The organism is Mangrovibacterium sp. (assembly GCF_059905295.1).
The window spans coordinates 1-17343 of record NZ_JBZQJF010000026.1 but is presented as its reverse complement, the minus strand read 5'-3'; the positions used below and the strand labels follow the sequence as shown (position 1 = coordinate 17343).

Below are 17343 nucleotides of genomic sequence, written 5' to 3'. Positions count from 1 at the left end.
CAAAGAAGCTTTCATATTTTTTTGATTGGTTTTGGACTGCCAAAGTACAATCCCCGCTTCAATATTTTACAAAAGCAATCATTTTGTATCTGAAAATTAGTCGTCTTGCAATCGGGCTAACGATGGTAAAATTGACCTCTGGAAGCGTCGAATTTTAGAGCCCGAGACAGTGATGAAAAGTGTACTCTCCCCCATCAGCGCTTCATCAAAACTTTGAAAATTACCTTGGCATTGGAAGTCCCTTAAACCTGCACCGCAGCTTCCTGCTTCTTTAGGCCCCGACTTGGTACACGATCCGTCATTTTCCGATCATTGAACAGCCGATGGGCAGCAATCACAAATTCGGTTTGATACTGATCTTCCTGATGAATGATCCAGCTCAGCTCTTTATCCGTCTTGGCTATTAATCGTTTGTAGAACAACTGAACTAACTCCTCGTCGGCCTCTTCCATCCTATTGGAATCACCTTCGAGCTGGTGGGTTAAAAAGCCTTTGATTTCGGCAATACAGACAATGGCATACAAAACCAGTAAGCTACTGCATAAGGGTTGTATGCCCAGTGTAAAAAAGTCGTATCCCCAAGGGGAAAAGGTGAAAAAGGAAGTTACTGTGTCGGAAGTAAATTGAAACAGGTTAAAACTACCGGCAATCAGAAACAGCGCAAGTATCGTTTTAAAGCCACGAACTTTTAAAAACTTCAATAAGCTTACTACGACAAGCAATCCGAATCCAATATAATTTTGAATTCCAATAGAACCGGATTTAAAAACGACGAAAAACAAAGTGTAGATTGAAAAAATCCACAGGGCTGAAAGAATGATCGTATCAATGGCCTTTTTCATCTTTTGTAATTTAGGTTTATTTCTGACTGTAAACAGCGTTTTTAACAACCAACTGTACCAAGTATTTCTATTTCACGATCTCCTCACCTACAGTCAAGCCGCGTCGTGCGTGCATTCTGCAAATGATTCAATCCGATTTGAAACACTGATCTATTCAAGAAAATGTTTGTCGCCTATGGGGTTTGCGCACCTGGTTGCATATTCTTATTTCGCTTTTGAAGTTAATACTTTCAGGAAGGTGGACGAAAAAATATTGATTCAACTTATTAACAAGTATTTAACAACGATGGAATGACCGTTGCGCATAAGCAATAGCTTCCCTCCCTTGGAAAACGACTTTGTTGAAATGGGAGGGTCAATCTGATTCTAAGGAATTTACTTTCATCCCCGTTGGCAACCTCCTGAAATCAGGTATGTTTTTACGTTGCTGCTGTAACCGAAAACAAAAGGCTCCGACCTGTATAAAAAGATCGGAGCCTTTGCTACCACAAGCCAAGGCAATGCCCTGCCTGTGCTGTTATAATTTATCTGGTTATTCCTGTGATGGGCCTATCGGTCGATTGAGGGTACCTTCCCGGTAAAAGCCAGCAATTGCTCGTAGCTTGGGTAACCTTCGCTATCGCCGCGCACCAGGGTGGCCATTGCTCCCACCCCATTGGCATAGTCACCGGCTTCCTGTATGGACAGTCCTTTCAGACGACTGCTCAAATACCCGGCAGCAAAGCCGTCGCCGGCACCTACGGTATCCTCCAGTTTTTCGACAATATAGCCCGGCACAAATTCGCATACTGTTCCGTCGGACACCATACATCCTTTTTTACCCAGCTTAAGTGCAATTTCGCCTACGCCCATATCGTGGAAAGCTTTAAAAATCTCGTTGGGATCGGTCGTTCCCAATAACAACTCTGATTCGTCGATCCCCGGGAAAAGGATATCCACACTTTTACAAATTTCAAGAATGGTTTCCTTCGCTTGCTCTACCGTCCAAAGTTTCAACCGAATATTCGGGTCAAACGACACTTTAACACCTGCTTCTTTGGCAATCCGGATCGCTTCGAATACCGTTTCCCGAGCCGACGGGCTAATTGCAGGGGTAATGCCGGTCAGGTGTAATATTTGTGCACTCCCGATGTACGCTGCATCCAAATCAGCCGGTTTAATAAAGCTGGCTGCCGAATTTTTACGGTAGTAATACACATTGGGATTAACATGTTCGAAAAGTTCTTTAAACAACAGCCCGGTTTGATGTTCGGGATCTTCAATCACCCGCGAGACATCAACACCTTCGCCACGAACCATAAACTGAATATACCGGCCAAACTCGTCGTGGCCCAGTTTCGAGAACCAACCGACTTTGTGTCCAAGCCGGGCCAAAGCAATTCCCACATTGGCTTCCGCCCCTGCAATTGACTTCGTAAAATTATGAATGTGTCTCAAGGGTCCCTTGTCACCGGGACTAAACAACACCATTGATTCACCAAAGGTGATTACTTCCAGATTTTTCTCCATTTTACCTACTCCTCCGTTTTTATTCCGACATCCAGATCTATTCGGTTGATCGAATTTAAGGCGGCAAAGCTAATGGTTATTCTAAATAAATGGTACTAAAAAGAATTGTTATATAACAGAGCGGTAACGTTAACGAAATGCACAGAGCAAACATCGAACTGGCGTTAAGCAAATAAACTACCAACCATAATCTACGCTAAGAGCAGTGATCTTTCAATCAACCAAATCAATAAACATCTCTGTTGATTAGCAAATGAAGAGAGAGAAACTGATCTTTGATGAGTAAAAAAAATAAACGGCAAGACAGAAAAAAGTTGAAGGTTCCCGGCTAGCTGATCTGAAAACTAAAAAAGGCTCCCTTCCGGAAGCCTTCTCTTTTCAATTGAAAGGAATATTTTATTTCTGTGCATCTGATTGCATGATTTTCTCAATGGCTTTATTGATATCCAGCGACGCAGCTGCTTGTCGTGGCGGGAACTCCTTGAAACTAGCCAAATGATCATTCAAATAACCAATCGCGGGTTGAAACACCCATGATTTATGCATAATCAGCTCGAAACCATAAACACCATCATATTTTTCGTAAGGATCCTTCCTTAGGTTAAATAACTGCGGCATGGTATGTACCACCATATCGTCGTAATAACGTTCTTTGGTAGCAAAATGCATTTTCCATGGGCCTACGCGCATCGCTGTCAGGCTGGATTCATAATAATAGAAGAAGTAGTTACGTGCCGACTTATCCGTTTTTCCTTCCCAGTAATTCAGGTTGTTAAAACCATCGATATGCACTTTGTAAGTCATATCGCCTACTTTCTTACCTTCTTTCAGTTCATCAATAATATCCGTATCACCAACAGCAGCCATTATGGTTGGCAATACATCTTCGTGGGCCGAAATACCGTTACGAATTAAACCGGCCGGAATTTCCTTGGGCCAGCGCACCATGAATGGCGCACGAACACCACCTTCATAGGTCGTCATTTTCTCACCGCGGAACTGGGTAACTCCGGCATCAGGAAACGTACTTTGTTCCGGACCATTATCAGTTGTATAAATCACGATGGTGTTGTCAGCTATTCCCAGTTTATCGAGGTAGTCGAGGATTTCACCAACTTGTCCGTCATGCTCCATCAAGCCCGAACCAAACAAGTCCATATCGGTACTGATTGGTGTGGCCAGGTTGCGATGTTCTTTTTTCAAGTGTGTGTATACGTGCATGCGGCTGGTTGCATGCCAAATAAAGAAGGGTTTTCCGGCATCGTGTGCCCGTTTGATGAAATCTTCGGTTTTTGCCACCAAGGTGTCATCAAATGATTCCATCATTTTTGAAGTCAGAGGACCAAGATCCTTGACTTTTTGCTTACCAATAACACCAAAGCGCGGATCTTCTGTTGAATCGTAGGTATCAGTAGCATAAGACTCGATGATTCCCCGAGGACCATATTTGTTGTAGAATTCTTTGCTTTTCGGATAATCAGCCTGTTCTTCTTCTTCCGAAACGTTTAGGTGATAAAGGTTTCCGTAGAATTCGTCGAAACCATGAACCGTTGGTAAATGTTCGTTACGGTCACCAAGGTGGTTCTTACCAAACTGCCCGGTCATGTAACCATATGGCTTCAGCAATTCAGCTAAGGTTGGGTCTTCCTTTTTTATACCGAGCGGGTTTCCTGGTTGGCCAACCGTTGTTAAGCCCGTACGCACCGGCTTTTGTCCGGTAATAAATGCTGCCCGACCAGCGGTACAACTGGGTTGCGAATAATGATCGGTAAAAAGCACACCTTCCTTTGCAATCCGATCGATATTAGGTGTCGGATACTGCAATCCAAGACTGTAACAGCTTAAGGAGTTTGGAGCCACGTCATCAACCATGATGACGAGAATATTCGGTTTATCCTGAGCATAAAGATTCAAACCGATTAACAGAGATAAAAAGAAAAATAGTTTTTTCATAGAAATCAAATTAATAGTTACATACTTTATCTAAATAAGTGTTATTAACACAATAAAATTCAAACAAATTAATTCTACTACTTCCACTCATTTCTTCTTGCCAAAACCCTGTTCACACAAGCAAACTTAAAACTCAAATTCAAACAATTATCAATCTATCCCTAAGTCCTCATTATTCCCAAATTTTACATCTAGCACTCTATGTTTTTTTCGCGTTATACAATTTACAACATCGAACATAAAAATCCAACTAAACAAATGTTTCATTTTAAACAATTAGCAAACATGACGACCAGAAACCAAAAAACTGTTCAGGCAAAATCAACTTTACCTGAACAGTTTCAACTGGAGTACTATTTTCCTACGCCATATGCATCGCCCCCAAGGACAGAATACAAGGTCTGTTTCTTTTTAACGACTAATCGATCTCACCGGCCTTTTTCAGCGAAAAGCGAGATGCAATGGGACCGATAATTTCGTGGATGAGAGCTGCACCAATGACAATGCCCATAATTGTTGAGCCCGTATCTTTAAATGCCGGTTCTTTGGTTAACAGCAAGGCCAGGCCAATAACGATACCTCCTTGAGGCAGTAACCCACCGGCTGTATATTTCTTCACCTTAGGATCCATTTTAAAAAACAGCCGTCCCGAATAGATTCCTGCAAATTTCCCCAAGGCACGGGCAACAATGTAAATACCAATTAGTGTTACACTTCCGGTAATCGACGAAAGTTGTAAGTGAAGACCCGACAAAGTGAAGAAAATCACAAAAATAAGCTCGTCGGTATAACGTTCAATCAGTTTAAATACCTCGTCAGCTATCGGGTTCCAATTAGCAACGACTGCACCAAGTGCCATCGTTGACAACAGCGATTCAAAACCAAAATATTCAGAAATACCATAGCTGAGCGCAACCAAACCAAAGGTCAGAACAATCAGCGTTCCTTCGGGCTGTTTTGGGACCAGCCGAACAATACCTGTAAAGCCCCATCCCAAAGCACCTCCAATTAACAAAGCACCTCCAATGTTGTAGCCCAAATGCAAGGTAACCTGCCCGAAATTAGGTTCGCCCTGCCCCACTGAGAAAACCGCAAAAGCAGTGACAAGCGTATAAATAATAATCCCCACTAAATCGTCGAAAGCAGCAATCTCAAGCATCGTAGTGCTGACCTCTCCTTTGGCTTTAAACTCATGAATGACCGCTATAGTAGCCGACGGATCGGTTGGTGCCGCCAGGGATGCTAATACGAGACTCACGGCCAAACTAACATTCACAGATTCGAAGACAGAAAATGAAAAACGCAAACTCAGAAAAATCAACGCAAACACAAATGCAAAAGCAAACAAGGACTCCAGAAGTGTTAGTGTAAGAACCTTTCCTCCGGTTTCCTTCAGCTTAGTAGCCGAAAGCGAACCTCCAATTGAAAAAGTAATAAACGACAGTGAAATCGAAAGCAGCGGATCCGTATGATCGACAAAAGATCCGGACATAATGCCCGATACATCAGGGTTAAGCAAAATACCTGCTAAAATATAGCCGGATATTTTGGGCAATTTCACTTTCTCTGCCAACTCACCAAACAAATAACCTGTAAAAATTAAAATTCCGATACTGAGAATGATATTCATAATACTGGTCCTTTAGCAATTTTTTCCGGCGGTTAGTTTTCTCTAAAGTTACCAAGGCGTCGCGACAAACGAAAGTTGATAACAGATTATTTGAGAGCAGTAATTAAGCTTTCTTCATAAAATCTAAGTAAGATAGACTTGTAATACCTCCTTCATTCAAAGCACATCATTAAAAAAAGTAGCATAAGGTCGAAAGTTAAAGGTTATTTCCCTCAATAGATTCCACCAAAAAGTCAGCACAACGTATTCCAAGTTGGACTAAAAGATCAAGAACACTAACAAAAACAGGGACTAACCCGTAGTCCCCGTCGTCTAACAATTAATTGCTGCTCGGCACAATTCGCCAGCTTCTTAAATATTATTCCTATATATGAAAAAAAAGTTTCTTTAAATGAATCAGACCAGCTCTCTAAATATTCGGCAAAACTTACTGTTTGTTTTCCCTAAACAATTTACAACTAAAAGACCTAAAAATCATAATAACTTTTAAAAATTAATTCAATTTTATTATAAATGGTCCTTGTTAAATAACAGTACGACTCCTACACCAAACTGTTTCAATTTGATAGCTTTAGCAAAAGCGAAACAACTAAAGAGAGGACTAAAAACAAAAAAATCCGGCTAGCAGGAGCCGGATTATCTGTGTATAATTTTTTCTAATGGAATGAATAGTCCAGGATGAATCCTATTCGATCGGTGACCTGTTTTACCGAAACATACTGCATACAACGTACATCTCCGTAAATACATTTTTTATTCCCAAAAACAGAACAAGGCCGACAATCGAGTTCAGCTCCATCATACTGTATCAGATTATCTGCAGGCTGATGATAAGGTGCAAAGCCTAAGGAAGGATGGGTCCCCCCCCAAACCGATACAACAGGTACACCGGCCATGGCTGCCAAATGCATATTAGCCGAATCCATCGATAACATCAGATCTAAATGTGGCAGCAACTGAATTTCTTCTGCAAACTTAATGTAATGACCAGCTACAATACAGTTCTCAAAGTCGGCCGCTATACTCTCCAGAATTTCCATTTCAGTCTTACCTCCGCCAAACAGCACAAGCTTCAAATCCGGAATTTGTTGCAAAACACGTAATAACTCCCTGGTTTTATCAATACCCCAAACTTTCTGTTTATGCTTGGCAAAAGGGGCAATACCAATCAACTTGTTCACCACAGTGGAGTCAAGCTGTAATAACTTCAACACATCTTCTCTGGAGCTTGCAGAAAACAAAGGTGGTTGTGGCAAAATAAAGCGATAGCCTGCTTCAGAGAAAGCAGCAGCATAGCGGTCAATTGTTGATGGTAATAGCTGTTGTGATTTCGTCTTTACGGCATACTTTTTCTCGGCACGTCCCTTATTAAAGGTGTGCACCTTCATTCCTCCCATCCGAAAATAGAAATTCAGAATAAAGGTCCGCAACACCTGATGAAGATCAAAAACTTCATCAGGATTAACTTCCCTTTTTATCTTTTTATACAGTCGATATAAGCCCGGCAAGCCTTTGTGCTTTCCCTTTAAATCGGAAGTCACCATATGCAAGCGGTCCACCCCCTGAAAAACCGGAAAAAGAAACGGCTGAGTGAGCAAGTAAATCTCCAGGTCTTTATTTGATTCAAGGACGCCTTTCAAAACCGGAAGAAGCATAACGACATCCCCCATAGCCGAAAAACGGTATACCAATATTCGCTTCATTCTAGGCGTAGTCTTCGTAGGATTTTTCTTCAATCAAGTCGGAACCTGTCAACTCGTTAATCTGACGTTTCACATCTGAACGTTTGTCGTTGGTAAAATAAACCGAACGCGCAACTTCGACAAATTCAGCTCCGAAGTCCTTCGCTTTCTCCAGTTCCCGAATACGATCTTCGATATTCCAAAGTTGTTTGTTTATCTTCAGAAGCTCCTGGTACAACGCATGATCTTTTTTAATGATCTTACTTACGGCTTCATCCAGAACCTTAAACTCATTACGGAGATTAGCAAGCTTCTTTTCGTCCTTAATATTCTCCAATTTGATCTCAATAATCGTCAACTTATCAGCGATTTCGCCATTCGATACTTCTATCTTCATATTCCTTTAAGTTTGAATTAATCGGTACAATGTAAACAAAGGTAATCATTTCGGTTAAGCAACAAGCGCGCCACAATGCCCCTGTCCTCTTTTTATAAACAGAGTCTTTTTATTTTTTGCAGTTGACCATAAAATAAGTAATTTGTATACCTTAATTCCGATTGCTACCAGATGAATATTCAGGACGTTCAAGTCACTCCAAAATACCGAAAACTAAAAACCGCCGGGCATATCCTTTTTTGGATCGGTAGTTTCACCTTTGCAATCTTATCATTCGATGTGGTTTCGGAACATCACCTTAATCTGGATCCGGCTCTTTTTCTAAAAGCACTAATCCTGAATATTGGCTTTGCAGCAGCAGTCTACATCAACTTTTACCTGTTAATTCCTTATGTACTCAAGAAACGCAACTATATCTATTACATTTTCTGGCTACTATTAACACTTTCATTTTCTTCTCTTTTCATCAGTGGAACACTTTCATTTACCGAGAACCGCAACCTGACTAGATTGCTTTTCTCGACTAATTTTTTCACCTCGGCGAGTTATGTGGTCATTACCTCATTAGCCAAATTCCTGACCGATTGGATCGAGTTGCAAGACATATCGCTACGCTACCACAAAGCAGAACGCCAACGGCTCGAAGCTGAGCTAAAAGCCCTCAAAGCACAAATAAACCCACACTTCCTATTCAATAGCTTAAACAATATTTATTCGTTGGCTTTAACGAACTCAGATAAAACACCACAGCTCATTTTAAAGCTTTCCGATTTGATGCGGCATGTGTTATACGAGTCACGCGAAAATTTTATACCCCTAAAAAAGGAGATTGAATTTGTAACAAACTTTATCGATCTGCAACGTATAAGATTGAGCGATCAGGTAGAAATTGATTTCAAACCAAGTGAGACGATTCCTAATGCGCGAATTATGCCCCTGGTTTTCGAGCCATTTATCGACAATGCCTTTAAACATGGCCCCCGATCGTCAACCGGTACTGCATATATCCATTTGAAAATTGACATCGTGAGTGAATGGTTATTTTTTACGATTGAGAACAGTTCTACCAAGACTTATAGCCCAAGACAAGATGGTGCCCATGGGGTCGGTTTAGAAAATGTCAATCAGCGCCTCAAAATGCTGTATGGGAAGGATGAATTCAAGCTTAAAATTCTTAAAACTGATTCAGCGTATAACGTAAGCTTAAAACTGAAACTAAAATAGAAACAAGAACGAAAAACCATGAAAGTCAGAGCCATTATTGTTGATGATGAACCTTTAGCCAGACAAATAATCGAGAAGTATGCGGAAGATTTTCCCAACCTGGAAATTATTTGCAGTTGTGCTAATGCGTTAGAAGCTAGCAAACTCATCAAAGAGAATGAGATTGACCTCCTATTTTTGGATGTAAATATGCCTAAACTTACTGGTCTCGAATTCCTAAAAAGCTTATCTAATCCACCATTGGCAATACTAACAACGGCATACACTGACTACGCTCTGGAAGCCTACGAACTCAATATTCTGGATTATCTGAAGAAACCATTCTCTTTTGAACGCTTTTTTAAAGCCTTTCAGAAGGCTGAGGAACAATTAAGACTTCTGCAGCATAAAAGGCACAACTCATCAGAGGAAAAGACACCCTACATCTTTATAAAAGCAAACAAGAAAACCAACAGAGTAGAGATTAACGACATCCTGATCATCGAGGGCCTTGGCGACTACATCAAAATTCATTTGAGGGAGGGTCGTCATTTAGTAACCAATTTATCGATGAAAAAGATGGAGGATTTGCTTCCGCATAACGATTTTATTAGGATTCATAAATCATTTATTATACGGATGGACTCGATTCAAACAATTGAAGGGAACCTGGTGAAGGTCGGTCAACAAAAATTGCCAGTCGGAAACAATTTTCGGCAAACATTCAACGAACAAATCGAGAAACGCTTTATAAAATAAAAAAGCTGGCCAAAATTGGCCAGCTTTTTATATCGTAAGGTTTAAATTCCTTATTCAGCTTTTGGTTCTTCTGTTGTATCAGCAGCAGGAGCTTCAGCCTGAACTTCTTCAGCTGCAGGAGCAGCAGCAGGAGCTTCAGCTTTTTTAGCGCCACCACGACGTGAACGACGTGATTTTGTTTTAGTCTCTTTTGCAGCCAACATGTTTTCGTTGAAGTCAACCAATTCGATGATACACATTTCAGCATCGTCACCTAAACGATTTCCTGTTTTCAGGATGCGTGTGTAACCACCAGGACGTTCGCCTACTTTTACGACTACCTCACGGAACAATTCAGAAACAGCTTCCTTGCTCTTCAAGTAGCTGAATACCATACGACGAGAGTGCGTAGTATCATTCTTTGCTTTTGTAATAAGCGGCTCAACATACATCTTTAAGGCCTTCGCTTTAGCTGTTGTCGTGCTAATTCTTTTATGGAAAATCAAAGAGTTAGCCATATTTGACAACATTGCCTTGCGATGAGAACTTGTTCTACCAAGATGGTTGATTTTTTTATTGTGTCTCATTTTGTGCTTATTCCTTGTCTAATTTATACTTAGTAATATCCATTCCGAATGTCAGATTCATAGCATTCAGCAGGTCATCCAACTCTGTCAGAGATTTTTTACCGAAGTTACGGAACTTCAACAAGTCGTTACGGTTGTATTGTACCAACTCGCCTAAAGTTTCAACATCAGCGGCTTTCAAACAGTTCAGAGCACGAACTGAAAGATCCATATCTACCAATTTCGTCTTCAGAAGTTGACGCATATGCAATACTTCCTCGTCGAATTCTTCATTCGCAAATTTTTCGTCTGAATCCAAAGTAATTTTTTCATCAGAGAACAACATGAAGTGATAAATCAGAATCTTAGCAGCTTCTTTCAATGCATCTTTAGGATGAATTGAACCATCAGTAGCAATTTCCAGAACTAATTTTTCATAGTCTGTTTTTTGCTCTACACGATAGTTCTCAACTGCATACTTTACGTTACGAATCGGCGTAAAGATTGAATCAATCGGAATTAAACCAAACTCAGCATCTACCGGCTTGTTTTCAGCGCCAGGCACATATCCACGACCTTTATTAATGGTAATGTCCATGGTCAGTTTTACATCAGCTTCCATGCGGCAAATTACCAATTCAGGGTTTAATACCCGGAAACCGGTCATAAACTTGTTGATGTCGCCGGCAGTAAATGTTTCCTGTCCGGTAATTGTGATAGAAACTTTTTCACTGTCCAGATCTTCGACTTCTTTTTTGAAACGAATTTGTTTCAGGTTCAGGATGATTTCAGTTACATCTTCCATCACACCTTTAACAGTAGCAAATTCGTGGTCTACGCCTTCAATTTTCATCGTAGTGATGGCGTAGCCCTCCAAAGATGATAACAGAATTCTGCGCAAGGCATTGCCGATTGTAATACCATACCCAGGTTCCAATGGACGGAATTCGAATTTACCGAACCGTTCATCAGATTCTACCATTATTACTTTGTCAGGTTTTTGGAACGCTAATATTGCCATAATTAAATACTGAGTAATTTTATTATTTAGAATACAACTCGACGATTAGTTGTTCTTTAATGTTTTCAGGAATTTCTTCCCGTTCCGGACGATTCAGGAATTTACCAGCCATTGCTGCTCCATCCCATTCTAACCAGGCGTATTTGTTGTAACGGTGTGAAGTCATTGAGTCAGCGATAATCTCCAAAGATTTAGATTTTTCGCGAACACCAACTAAGTCACCCGGACGCAACTGGTAAGAAGGAATATTAACGATCTCACCGTTTACAGTGATGTGCTTGTGAGAAACTAACTGACGAGCAGCAGCTCTTGTACGAGCCAATCCTAAACGGAAAACAACGTTATCCAAACGAGATTCCAGCAATTGTAATAATACTTCACCGGTAATACCTTTCGCAGCAGATGCTTTGTGGAACAAACGAGCGAATTGTTTTTCCAATACACCGTAAGTGTATTTTGCTTTTTGTTTTTCCTTCAATTGCAAACCGTATTCTGATTTCTTACGACGACGACTTGCTAACCCGTGGAAACCAGGAGGATAATTTTTCTTCTCAAGAACTTTATCTGGTCCGAAGATTGGTTCTCCGAATTTCCGCGCGATTTTTGATTTTGGTCCTCTATATCTAGCCATTATTCTACCAAATTAAAAAGATTAAACACGTCTTCTTTTTGCCGGACGACAACCATTGTGTGGCAATGGAGTAACGTCAACGATCTCGTTTACCTGAATTCCGATGCTGTTAATAGCACGGATAGCAGATTCGCGACCGTTACCTGGTCCTTTAACGAAGACTTTTACTTTTCGGAGTCCAAGATCATATGCAGTTTTTGCACATTCTTCGGCAGCCACCTGTGCAGCATAGGGCGTATTTTTCTTCGAACCTCTGAATCCTTTTTTACCAGCCGATGACCAAGAAATAACTTCTCCGTTATTGTTAGTCAAAGAAATGATAATGTTATTGAATGAGGAATGAATATGCGCCTGGCCAGTCGCTTCAACATTAACGACTCTCTTTCTAGTAGTTCCAGTTTTTTTTGCCATAACTTACCTATCGATTATTTAGTGGCTTTTTTCTTATTAGCTACAGTTTTCTTCTTGCCTTTACGTGTACGAGCGTTATTTTTAGTGCTTTGTCCACGTACTGGAAGGCCAATACGATGACGGATACCCCGGTAGCAACCGATGTCCATCAGACGTTTAATGTTCAACTGATTTTCTGAACGAAGTTCACCTTCAACTTTAAAGCTTTCAGAGATAACTTTACGGATAGCAGCAAATTGATCATCATTCCATTCTGCAACTTTCTCATCAACAGAAACACCAGCTTGTTCGAGGATGTAGCGTGCACGACTACGGCCAATACCGTAAACGTATGTTAAGGCTACTTCACCTCTTTTATTATCAGGAATATCAACTCCAACAATACGAGCCATAGAAAAAAATTTTTACAAAGTTAATTAATTATCCTTGACGCTGTTTGAACTTAGGATTCTTTTTATTGATCACGTACAAACGGCCCTTTCTGCGTACAATTTTACAGTCGGCGCTGCGTTTTTTAATGGATACTCTTACTTTCATGATTCCTATTTTAATTTTTATATCTAAAAGTAATTCGTCCTTTAGTCAGATCATAAGGTGACATTTCTACTTTCACCTTATCTCCAGGAAGAATTTTGATATAATGCATACGCATTTTACCTGAGATATGCGCTGTTATCACATGACCATTTTCAAGTTCAACCCTGAACATAGCATTAGATAACGCTTCAATGATTGTTCCGTCTTGTTCTATCGAGGCTTGTTTTGCCATAATACTAATCTATCTTTTTATTTGTATAACCGGCACAGTCTCCTGTACCGGTTTATTTATTTCGAAATAAAAGATGTCAGACTTATTAATACATTGCCGCACCACTTCCCGGGCGCCCCTTAATGCGGCCTGATTTCATCAAACCATCATAGTGGCGCATCAACAAGTGGCTCTCGATTTGTTGTAATGTATCAAGTACAACACCTACCAAAATCAACAGTGAAGTACCTCCATAAAAATAGGCGAACTTCGTGTTAATTCCGGCCATCATTGCAAAGGCAGGCAGAATTGTTACAATTCCCAGGAAGATTGACCCGGGTAAGGTAATACGAGACATAACTGTATCCAGAAACTCAACGGTTTTCTTACCTGGTTTAACACCTGGAATAAAACCGCCGTTTTTCTTCATGTCTTCAGCCATCTGCACAGGGTTTACTGTAATGGCGGTGTAAAAGTACGTAAACAAAACGACCAATACAAATTGAGAGAAATTGTACCAAAAGCCAGTGTGATTAGACATTGCCGCGGCAAATCCGCTCAAACTATCTGATTTGGCAAATTGAGTCAATGTAAGTGGAACAAACATGATAGCCTGGGCAAAGATTATAGGCATTACCCCAGCTGCATTCACTTTCAACGGTATGTACTGACGTACTCCCCCATATTGTTTATTTCCAACAATTCGCTTTGCGTATTGAACCGGGATTCGGCGGGTACCTTGTACCAACAGAATACTTCCCATGAACACAAGGAATAAGAAAACAAACTCAATCAGGAACATGACCATACCACCACCTTGCTGTTCGATGCGTGAAACAAATTCAGCAGCAACTGCAAATGGCAGACGGGCAATAATACCGATCATAATAATCAATGAAATACCGTTACCAATTCCTTTATCGGTGATGCGTTCGCCTAACCACATAATGAACATCGAGCCTGCAGTCAAAATAATAGTTGATGTTACTTTGAACATCCAGCCGCTGACAGCAAAAGCTTCTGATGGCAATTGAAATGTTAAGTTAGCCAAATACGCAGGTGCCTGGAATAAAAGAATCAACACAGTCAGATAACGAGTTATCTGGTTGATTTTTCTTCTTCCTGATTCTCCTTCTTTTTGCAGACGCTGGAAGTATGGAACGGCTATTCCCAACAGCTGTACTACAATCGAAGCAGAAATGTAAGGCATAATCCCTAAAGCAAATACGGATGCGTTTGAAAATGCACCTCCCGAGAACATATCCAATAACCCCAGCAACCCATCTGAAGTCTGTTGTTTTAATTGACCCAGTTGTGCAGGGTCGATTCCCGGTAATGCTACATACGATCCTAATCGATAAATTAACAAAAGAAATAAGGTTAATCCCAAACGGGCTCTCAAATCTTCGATTTTATAGATATTCTTTAGGGTTTCGATAAATTTTTTCATTCGGTTTAGAGTATTTCAGTGGTTCCTTCTAATTTTTCGATGGCCTCTTTTGCAGTTTTTGAGAATGCATGGGCTTTAACGTCCAATTTTAGTGTTAAAGTTCCATTTCCCAAAATTTTTACACGGTCATTTTTTGAAGCCAGACCAGCATCAACCAAAGTTTGCACATCAACAGCAGCTAAAGACTTACTTTCAGCTAATGTTTGAATAGTATCCAGGTTGATTGCTTTATATTCTACCCTGTTCACATTTTTGAATCCGAATTTAGGAACTACGCGTTGCAAAGGCATTTGACCACCTTCGAAACCACGAGTGCGGCTGTAACCAGAGCGTGATTTAGCTCCTTTGTGGCCACGTGTTGATGTACCACCATGTCCGGAACCTTGACCACGACCAATACGCTTCACCTTTTTAATGGATCCTGCTGCAGGTTTAAGATTATTTAATTCCATAATTGTAATCTTAAAATATTTTAAATTTCTTCGATTTTCACTAAGTGTTTCACTTTGTTAACCATACCCATGATAGCTGGTGTAGCCTCATGTTCTACAGAGTGATTCAACTTTTTAATACCTAGAGCTTCTACAGTTCTTTTTTGGCTCTTATCGGAACCAATAATGCTCTTCACTAAAGTAACTTTAATCTTAGCCATAGTTCCTATCCTTTAAATACTTTTTCTAATGATACACCTCTGTGTTGAGCTACGGTATAAGCATCACGCATTTCCAACAAAGCATTGAAAGTAGCTTTCACCAAGTTGTGTGGGTTAGACGATCCTTTAGATTTGGCAAGGATATCGTGTACACCAACACTCTCGAGTACAGCACGCATCGCACCACCGGCTTTTACTCCGGTACCGTGTGAAGCAGGCTTCAGGAATACATTAGCACCACCAAATTTTGCAATTTGCTCATGTGGAATAGTACCTTTATTGATTGGGATTTTAACCAGATTCTTTTTGGCAGCATCAACACCTTTAGCAATAGCTGCAGTTACTTCGCTGGCTTTACCAAGACCCCATCCTACGATGCCATCTTCGTTACCAACAACTACAATTGCTGAAAAGCTGAATGTTCTACCCCCTTTGGTTACTTTAGTAACACGGTTAATAGCAACTAACCGGTCTTTCAGTTCTATGTCTGTCGTTTTGACTTTTTTAATATTTCCTGACATAATTCTTAAAATTTAAGGCCACCTTCGCGGGCAGCATCAGCTAATTGTTTAACTCTACCGTGATACAAATAACCGTTACGGTCAAATACAACATCTGCAATACCAGCAGCAAGCGCTTTTTCAGCAAGAGCTTTTCCTACTAAAGCAGCTTTTTCGCTTTTATTACCAGCTACTGCAGCGACGTCTTTATCTAATGAAGAGACTGCCAACAAAGTTGCGCCTGCAAGGTCGTTAACCAATTGCGCATAAATTTGCTTGTTGCTGCGGAAAACACTCAAACGTGGTCTTTCTGCAGTTCCGGAAATGATCTTCCGAATTCTCTTTTTTATTCTAAATCTTCTTTCTTGTTTCGTTAAAGCCATGGTTTCAAATTTTACTATTTAGCACCTGCAGATTTACCGGCTTTGCGACGCAATTGTTCACCAGCGAACTTAATACCTTTACCTTTGTATGGTTCAGGAGCTCTCAGTGAGCGAATTTTTGCGGCTACCTGGCCAATAAGCTGTTTGTCACAGCTTTTCAGAGTTACAGTTGGGTTGCTACGTTTGTCGGTAACAGCTTCAACTTTTACTTCTGCCGGAAGTTCCAAATAAGTGTGGTGAGAGTAACCAAGTACCAAGTCCAATAGTTGACCTTGGTTTTCGGCACGGTAACCTACACCGACTAATTCTAATTTCACTTCGTAACCTTGAGAAACACCCACAACCATGTTGTTGATCAGTGCACGATACAAACCGTGCAGCGCACGATGACGTTTTTGATCAGTAGGGCGTTTAACCAATAACTGGCTTCCTTCTACGGCTACTTCAATTTCAGTGTCTACCTGCTGCGAAAGCTCGCCCAGCTTACCTTTAACAGTCACCACGTTTTCGGGGGAAACGTTAATAGTTACGCCGGCTGGAATTTCGATTGGTAATTTACCTATCCTTGACATTCTTTTTCCTCCTTGATTAATAAACGTAACATAAAACTTCACCACCTACGCCCTGTGTTTGAGCTTCTTTGTCAGTCATAACACCTTTAGAGGTAGATAAAATTGCAATTCCCAAGCCGTTTAATACACGAGGAATGTTGTCGCTGTCGCAGTATTGTCTCAAACCAGGTTTTGAAACCCTTTTGATTGACTTAATGGCTGGAGTCTTAGTTTCAGGGTGATATTTCAAAGCGATTTTGATATTGCCTTGATAGTTCACCTCATCTTCAAATTTGTAGTTCAGGATATAACCTTTTTCCTTCAGGATTTTGGTAATTTCCTTTTTTATGTTTGAAGCAGGAATATCAACCACGCGGTGTTTTGCTTTTTGAGCGTTACGCAAACGTGTTAAATAATCTGCTATTGGGTCTGTAATTTTGCTCATTACTTTTCGATTATTGATTACCAACTAGCTT

At 40.5% G+C, this 17343-nt stretch carries 22 protein-coding genes; 2 read left to right on the top strand and 20 right to left on the bottom strand.

Annotated elements, in window-relative coordinates; genetic code table 11:
- Positions 1-242 precede the first annotated feature (242 nt).
- From AC37HE_RS01640 to AC37HE_RS01615, 6 genes are all read right to left on the bottom strand, one after another.
- On the bottom strand, positions 243-842 hold the full coding sequence (locus tag AC37HE_RS01640) for an SNARE domain-containing protein (protein WP_500781027.1): 600 nt from the start codon (positions 840-842) through the stop codon (positions 243-245).
- A gap of 549 nt (positions 843-1391) precedes the next feature.
- Positions 1392-2351, bottom strand: a complete 960-nt coding sequence (locus AC37HE_RS01635; protein ID WP_500781026.1) for a sugar kinase — start codon at positions 2349-2351, stop codon at positions 1392-1394.
- 396 nt (positions 2352-2747) lie between these two features.
- Complete coding sequence (locus AC37HE_RS01630) at positions 2748-4304, bottom strand: arylsulfatase (RefSeq protein ID WP_500781025.1); 1557 nt, start codon at positions 4302-4304, stop codon at positions 2748-2750.
- Between the two features lie 418 nt (positions 4305-4722).
- Positions 4723-5934, bottom strand: a complete 1212-nt coding sequence (locus AC37HE_RS01625) for a cation:proton antiporter (protein WP_500781024.1) — start codon at positions 5932-5934, stop codon at positions 4723-4725.
- Between the two features lie 656 nt (positions 5935-6590).
- On the bottom strand, positions 6591-7637 hold the full coding sequence (locus tag AC37HE_RS01620) for a glycosyltransferase family 9 protein (protein WP_500781023.1): 1047 nt from the start codon (positions 7635-7637) through the stop codon (positions 6591-6593).
- A 1-nt stretch (position 7638) separates the two neighbouring features.
- Positions 7639-8013, bottom strand: coding sequence for a DUF6165 family protein (locus AC37HE_RS01615; protein ID WP_500781022.1), 375 nt, complete (start codon positions 8011-8013; stop codon positions 7639-7641).
- 171 nt (positions 8014-8184) lie between these two features.
- Here AC37HE_RS01615 and AC37HE_RS01610 point away from each other — a divergent pair, with 171 nt between their 5' ends.
- Positions 8185-9237 carry a sensor histidine kinase gene (locus AC37HE_RS01610; RefSeq protein WP_500781021.1) on the top strand — a complete coding sequence of 351 codons (1053 nt, stop codon included), beginning with the start codon at positions 8185-8187 and terminating at the stop codon, positions 9235-9237.
- Between the two features lie 18 nt (positions 9238-9255).
- On the top strand, positions 9256-9975 hold the full coding sequence (locus tag AC37HE_RS01605) for a LytR/AlgR family response regulator transcription factor (RefSeq protein WP_500781020.1): 720 nt from the start codon (positions 9256-9258) through the stop codon (positions 9973-9975).
- A 50-nt stretch (positions 9976-10025) separates the two neighbouring features.
- Here the strand turns inward: AC37HE_RS01605 and rplQ are convergent, their stop codons facing one another.
- The 14 genes from rplQ to rpsH form a co-directional block, all read right to left on the bottom strand.
- Positions 10026-10541: a 50S ribosomal protein L17 gene (rplQ, locus tag AC37HE_RS01600; RefSeq protein ID WP_500781019.1), complete on the bottom strand. Its 516-nt coding sequence runs from the start codon at positions 10539-10541 to the stop codon at positions 10026-10028.
- A 7-nt stretch (positions 10542-10548) separates the two neighbouring features.
- Complete coding sequence (locus tag AC37HE_RS01595) at positions 10549-11541, bottom strand: DNA-directed RNA polymerase subunit alpha (RefSeq protein ID WP_500781018.1); 993 nt, start codon at positions 11539-11541, stop codon at positions 10549-10551.
- Positions 11542-11563: 22 nt separating this feature from the next.
- Positions 11564-12172, bottom strand: a complete 609-nt coding sequence (gene rpsD, locus AC37HE_RS01590; RefSeq protein ID WP_500781017.1) for a 30S ribosomal protein S4 — start codon at positions 12170-12172, stop codon at positions 11564-11566.
- A 21-nt stretch (positions 12173-12193) separates the two neighbouring features.
- On the bottom strand, positions 12194-12583 hold the full coding sequence (gene rpsK, locus AC37HE_RS01585; protein WP_500781016.1) for a 30S ribosomal protein S11: 390 nt from the start codon (positions 12581-12583) through the stop codon (positions 12194-12196).
- 14 nt (positions 12584-12597) lie between these two features.
- A complete protein-coding gene (rpsM, locus tag AC37HE_RS01580) occupies positions 12598-12975 on the bottom strand; it encodes a 30S ribosomal protein S13 (RefSeq protein ID WP_500781015.1) in 378 nt (125 codons plus the stop codon).
- Between the two features lie 28 nt (positions 12976-13003).
- Positions 13004-13120, bottom strand: coding sequence for a type B 50S ribosomal protein L36 (ykgO, locus tag AC37HE_RS01575; protein ID WP_081782363.1), 117 nt, complete (start codon positions 13118-13120; stop codon positions 13004-13006).
- A gap of 10 nt (positions 13121-13130) precedes the next feature.
- Positions 13131-13352: a translation initiation factor IF-1 gene (gene infA / locus AC37HE_RS01570; protein ID WP_107820959.1), complete on the bottom strand. Its 222-nt coding sequence runs from the start codon at positions 13350-13352 to the stop codon at positions 13131-13133.
- An 85-nt stretch (positions 13353-13437) separates the two neighbouring features.
- Positions 13438-14781, bottom strand: coding sequence for a preprotein translocase subunit SecY (gene secY / locus AC37HE_RS01565; RefSeq protein WP_500781014.1), 1344 nt, complete (start codon positions 14779-14781; stop codon positions 13438-13440).
- Positions 14782-14786: 5 nt separating this feature from the next.
- A complete protein-coding gene (gene rplO, locus AC37HE_RS01560) occupies positions 14787-15233 on the bottom strand; it encodes a 50S ribosomal protein L15 (protein WP_500781013.1) in 447 nt (148 codons plus the stop codon).
- 20 nt (positions 15234-15253) lie between these two features.
- A complete protein-coding gene (rpmD, locus tag AC37HE_RS01555; protein ID WP_107820962.1) occupies positions 15254-15433 on the bottom strand; it encodes a 50S ribosomal protein L30 in 180 nt (59 codons plus the stop codon).
- Positions 15434-15438: 5 nt separating this feature from the next.
- Positions 15439-15954, bottom strand: a complete 516-nt coding sequence (gene rpsE, locus AC37HE_RS01550; protein ID WP_500781012.1) for a 30S ribosomal protein S5 — start codon at positions 15952-15954, stop codon at positions 15439-15441.
- A 5-nt stretch (positions 15955-15959) separates the two neighbouring features.
- Positions 15960-16316: a 50S ribosomal protein L18 gene (gene rplR / locus AC37HE_RS01545; RefSeq protein WP_500781011.1), complete on the bottom strand. Its 357-nt coding sequence runs from the start codon at positions 16314-16316 to the stop codon at positions 15960-15962.
- 14 nt (positions 16317-16330) lie between these two features.
- Positions 16331-16888 carry a 50S ribosomal protein L6 gene (gene rplF, locus AC37HE_RS01540; RefSeq protein ID WP_500781010.1) on the bottom strand — a complete coding sequence of 186 codons (558 nt, stop codon included), beginning with the start codon at positions 16886-16888 and terminating at the stop codon, positions 16331-16333.
- A 16-nt stretch (positions 16889-16904) separates the two neighbouring features.
- Positions 16905-17303: a 30S ribosomal protein S8 gene (rpsH, locus tag AC37HE_RS01535; protein WP_500781028.1), complete on the bottom strand. Its 399-nt coding sequence runs from the start codon at positions 17301-17303 to the stop codon at positions 16905-16907.
- Positions 17304-17343: the final 40 nt, after the last annotated feature.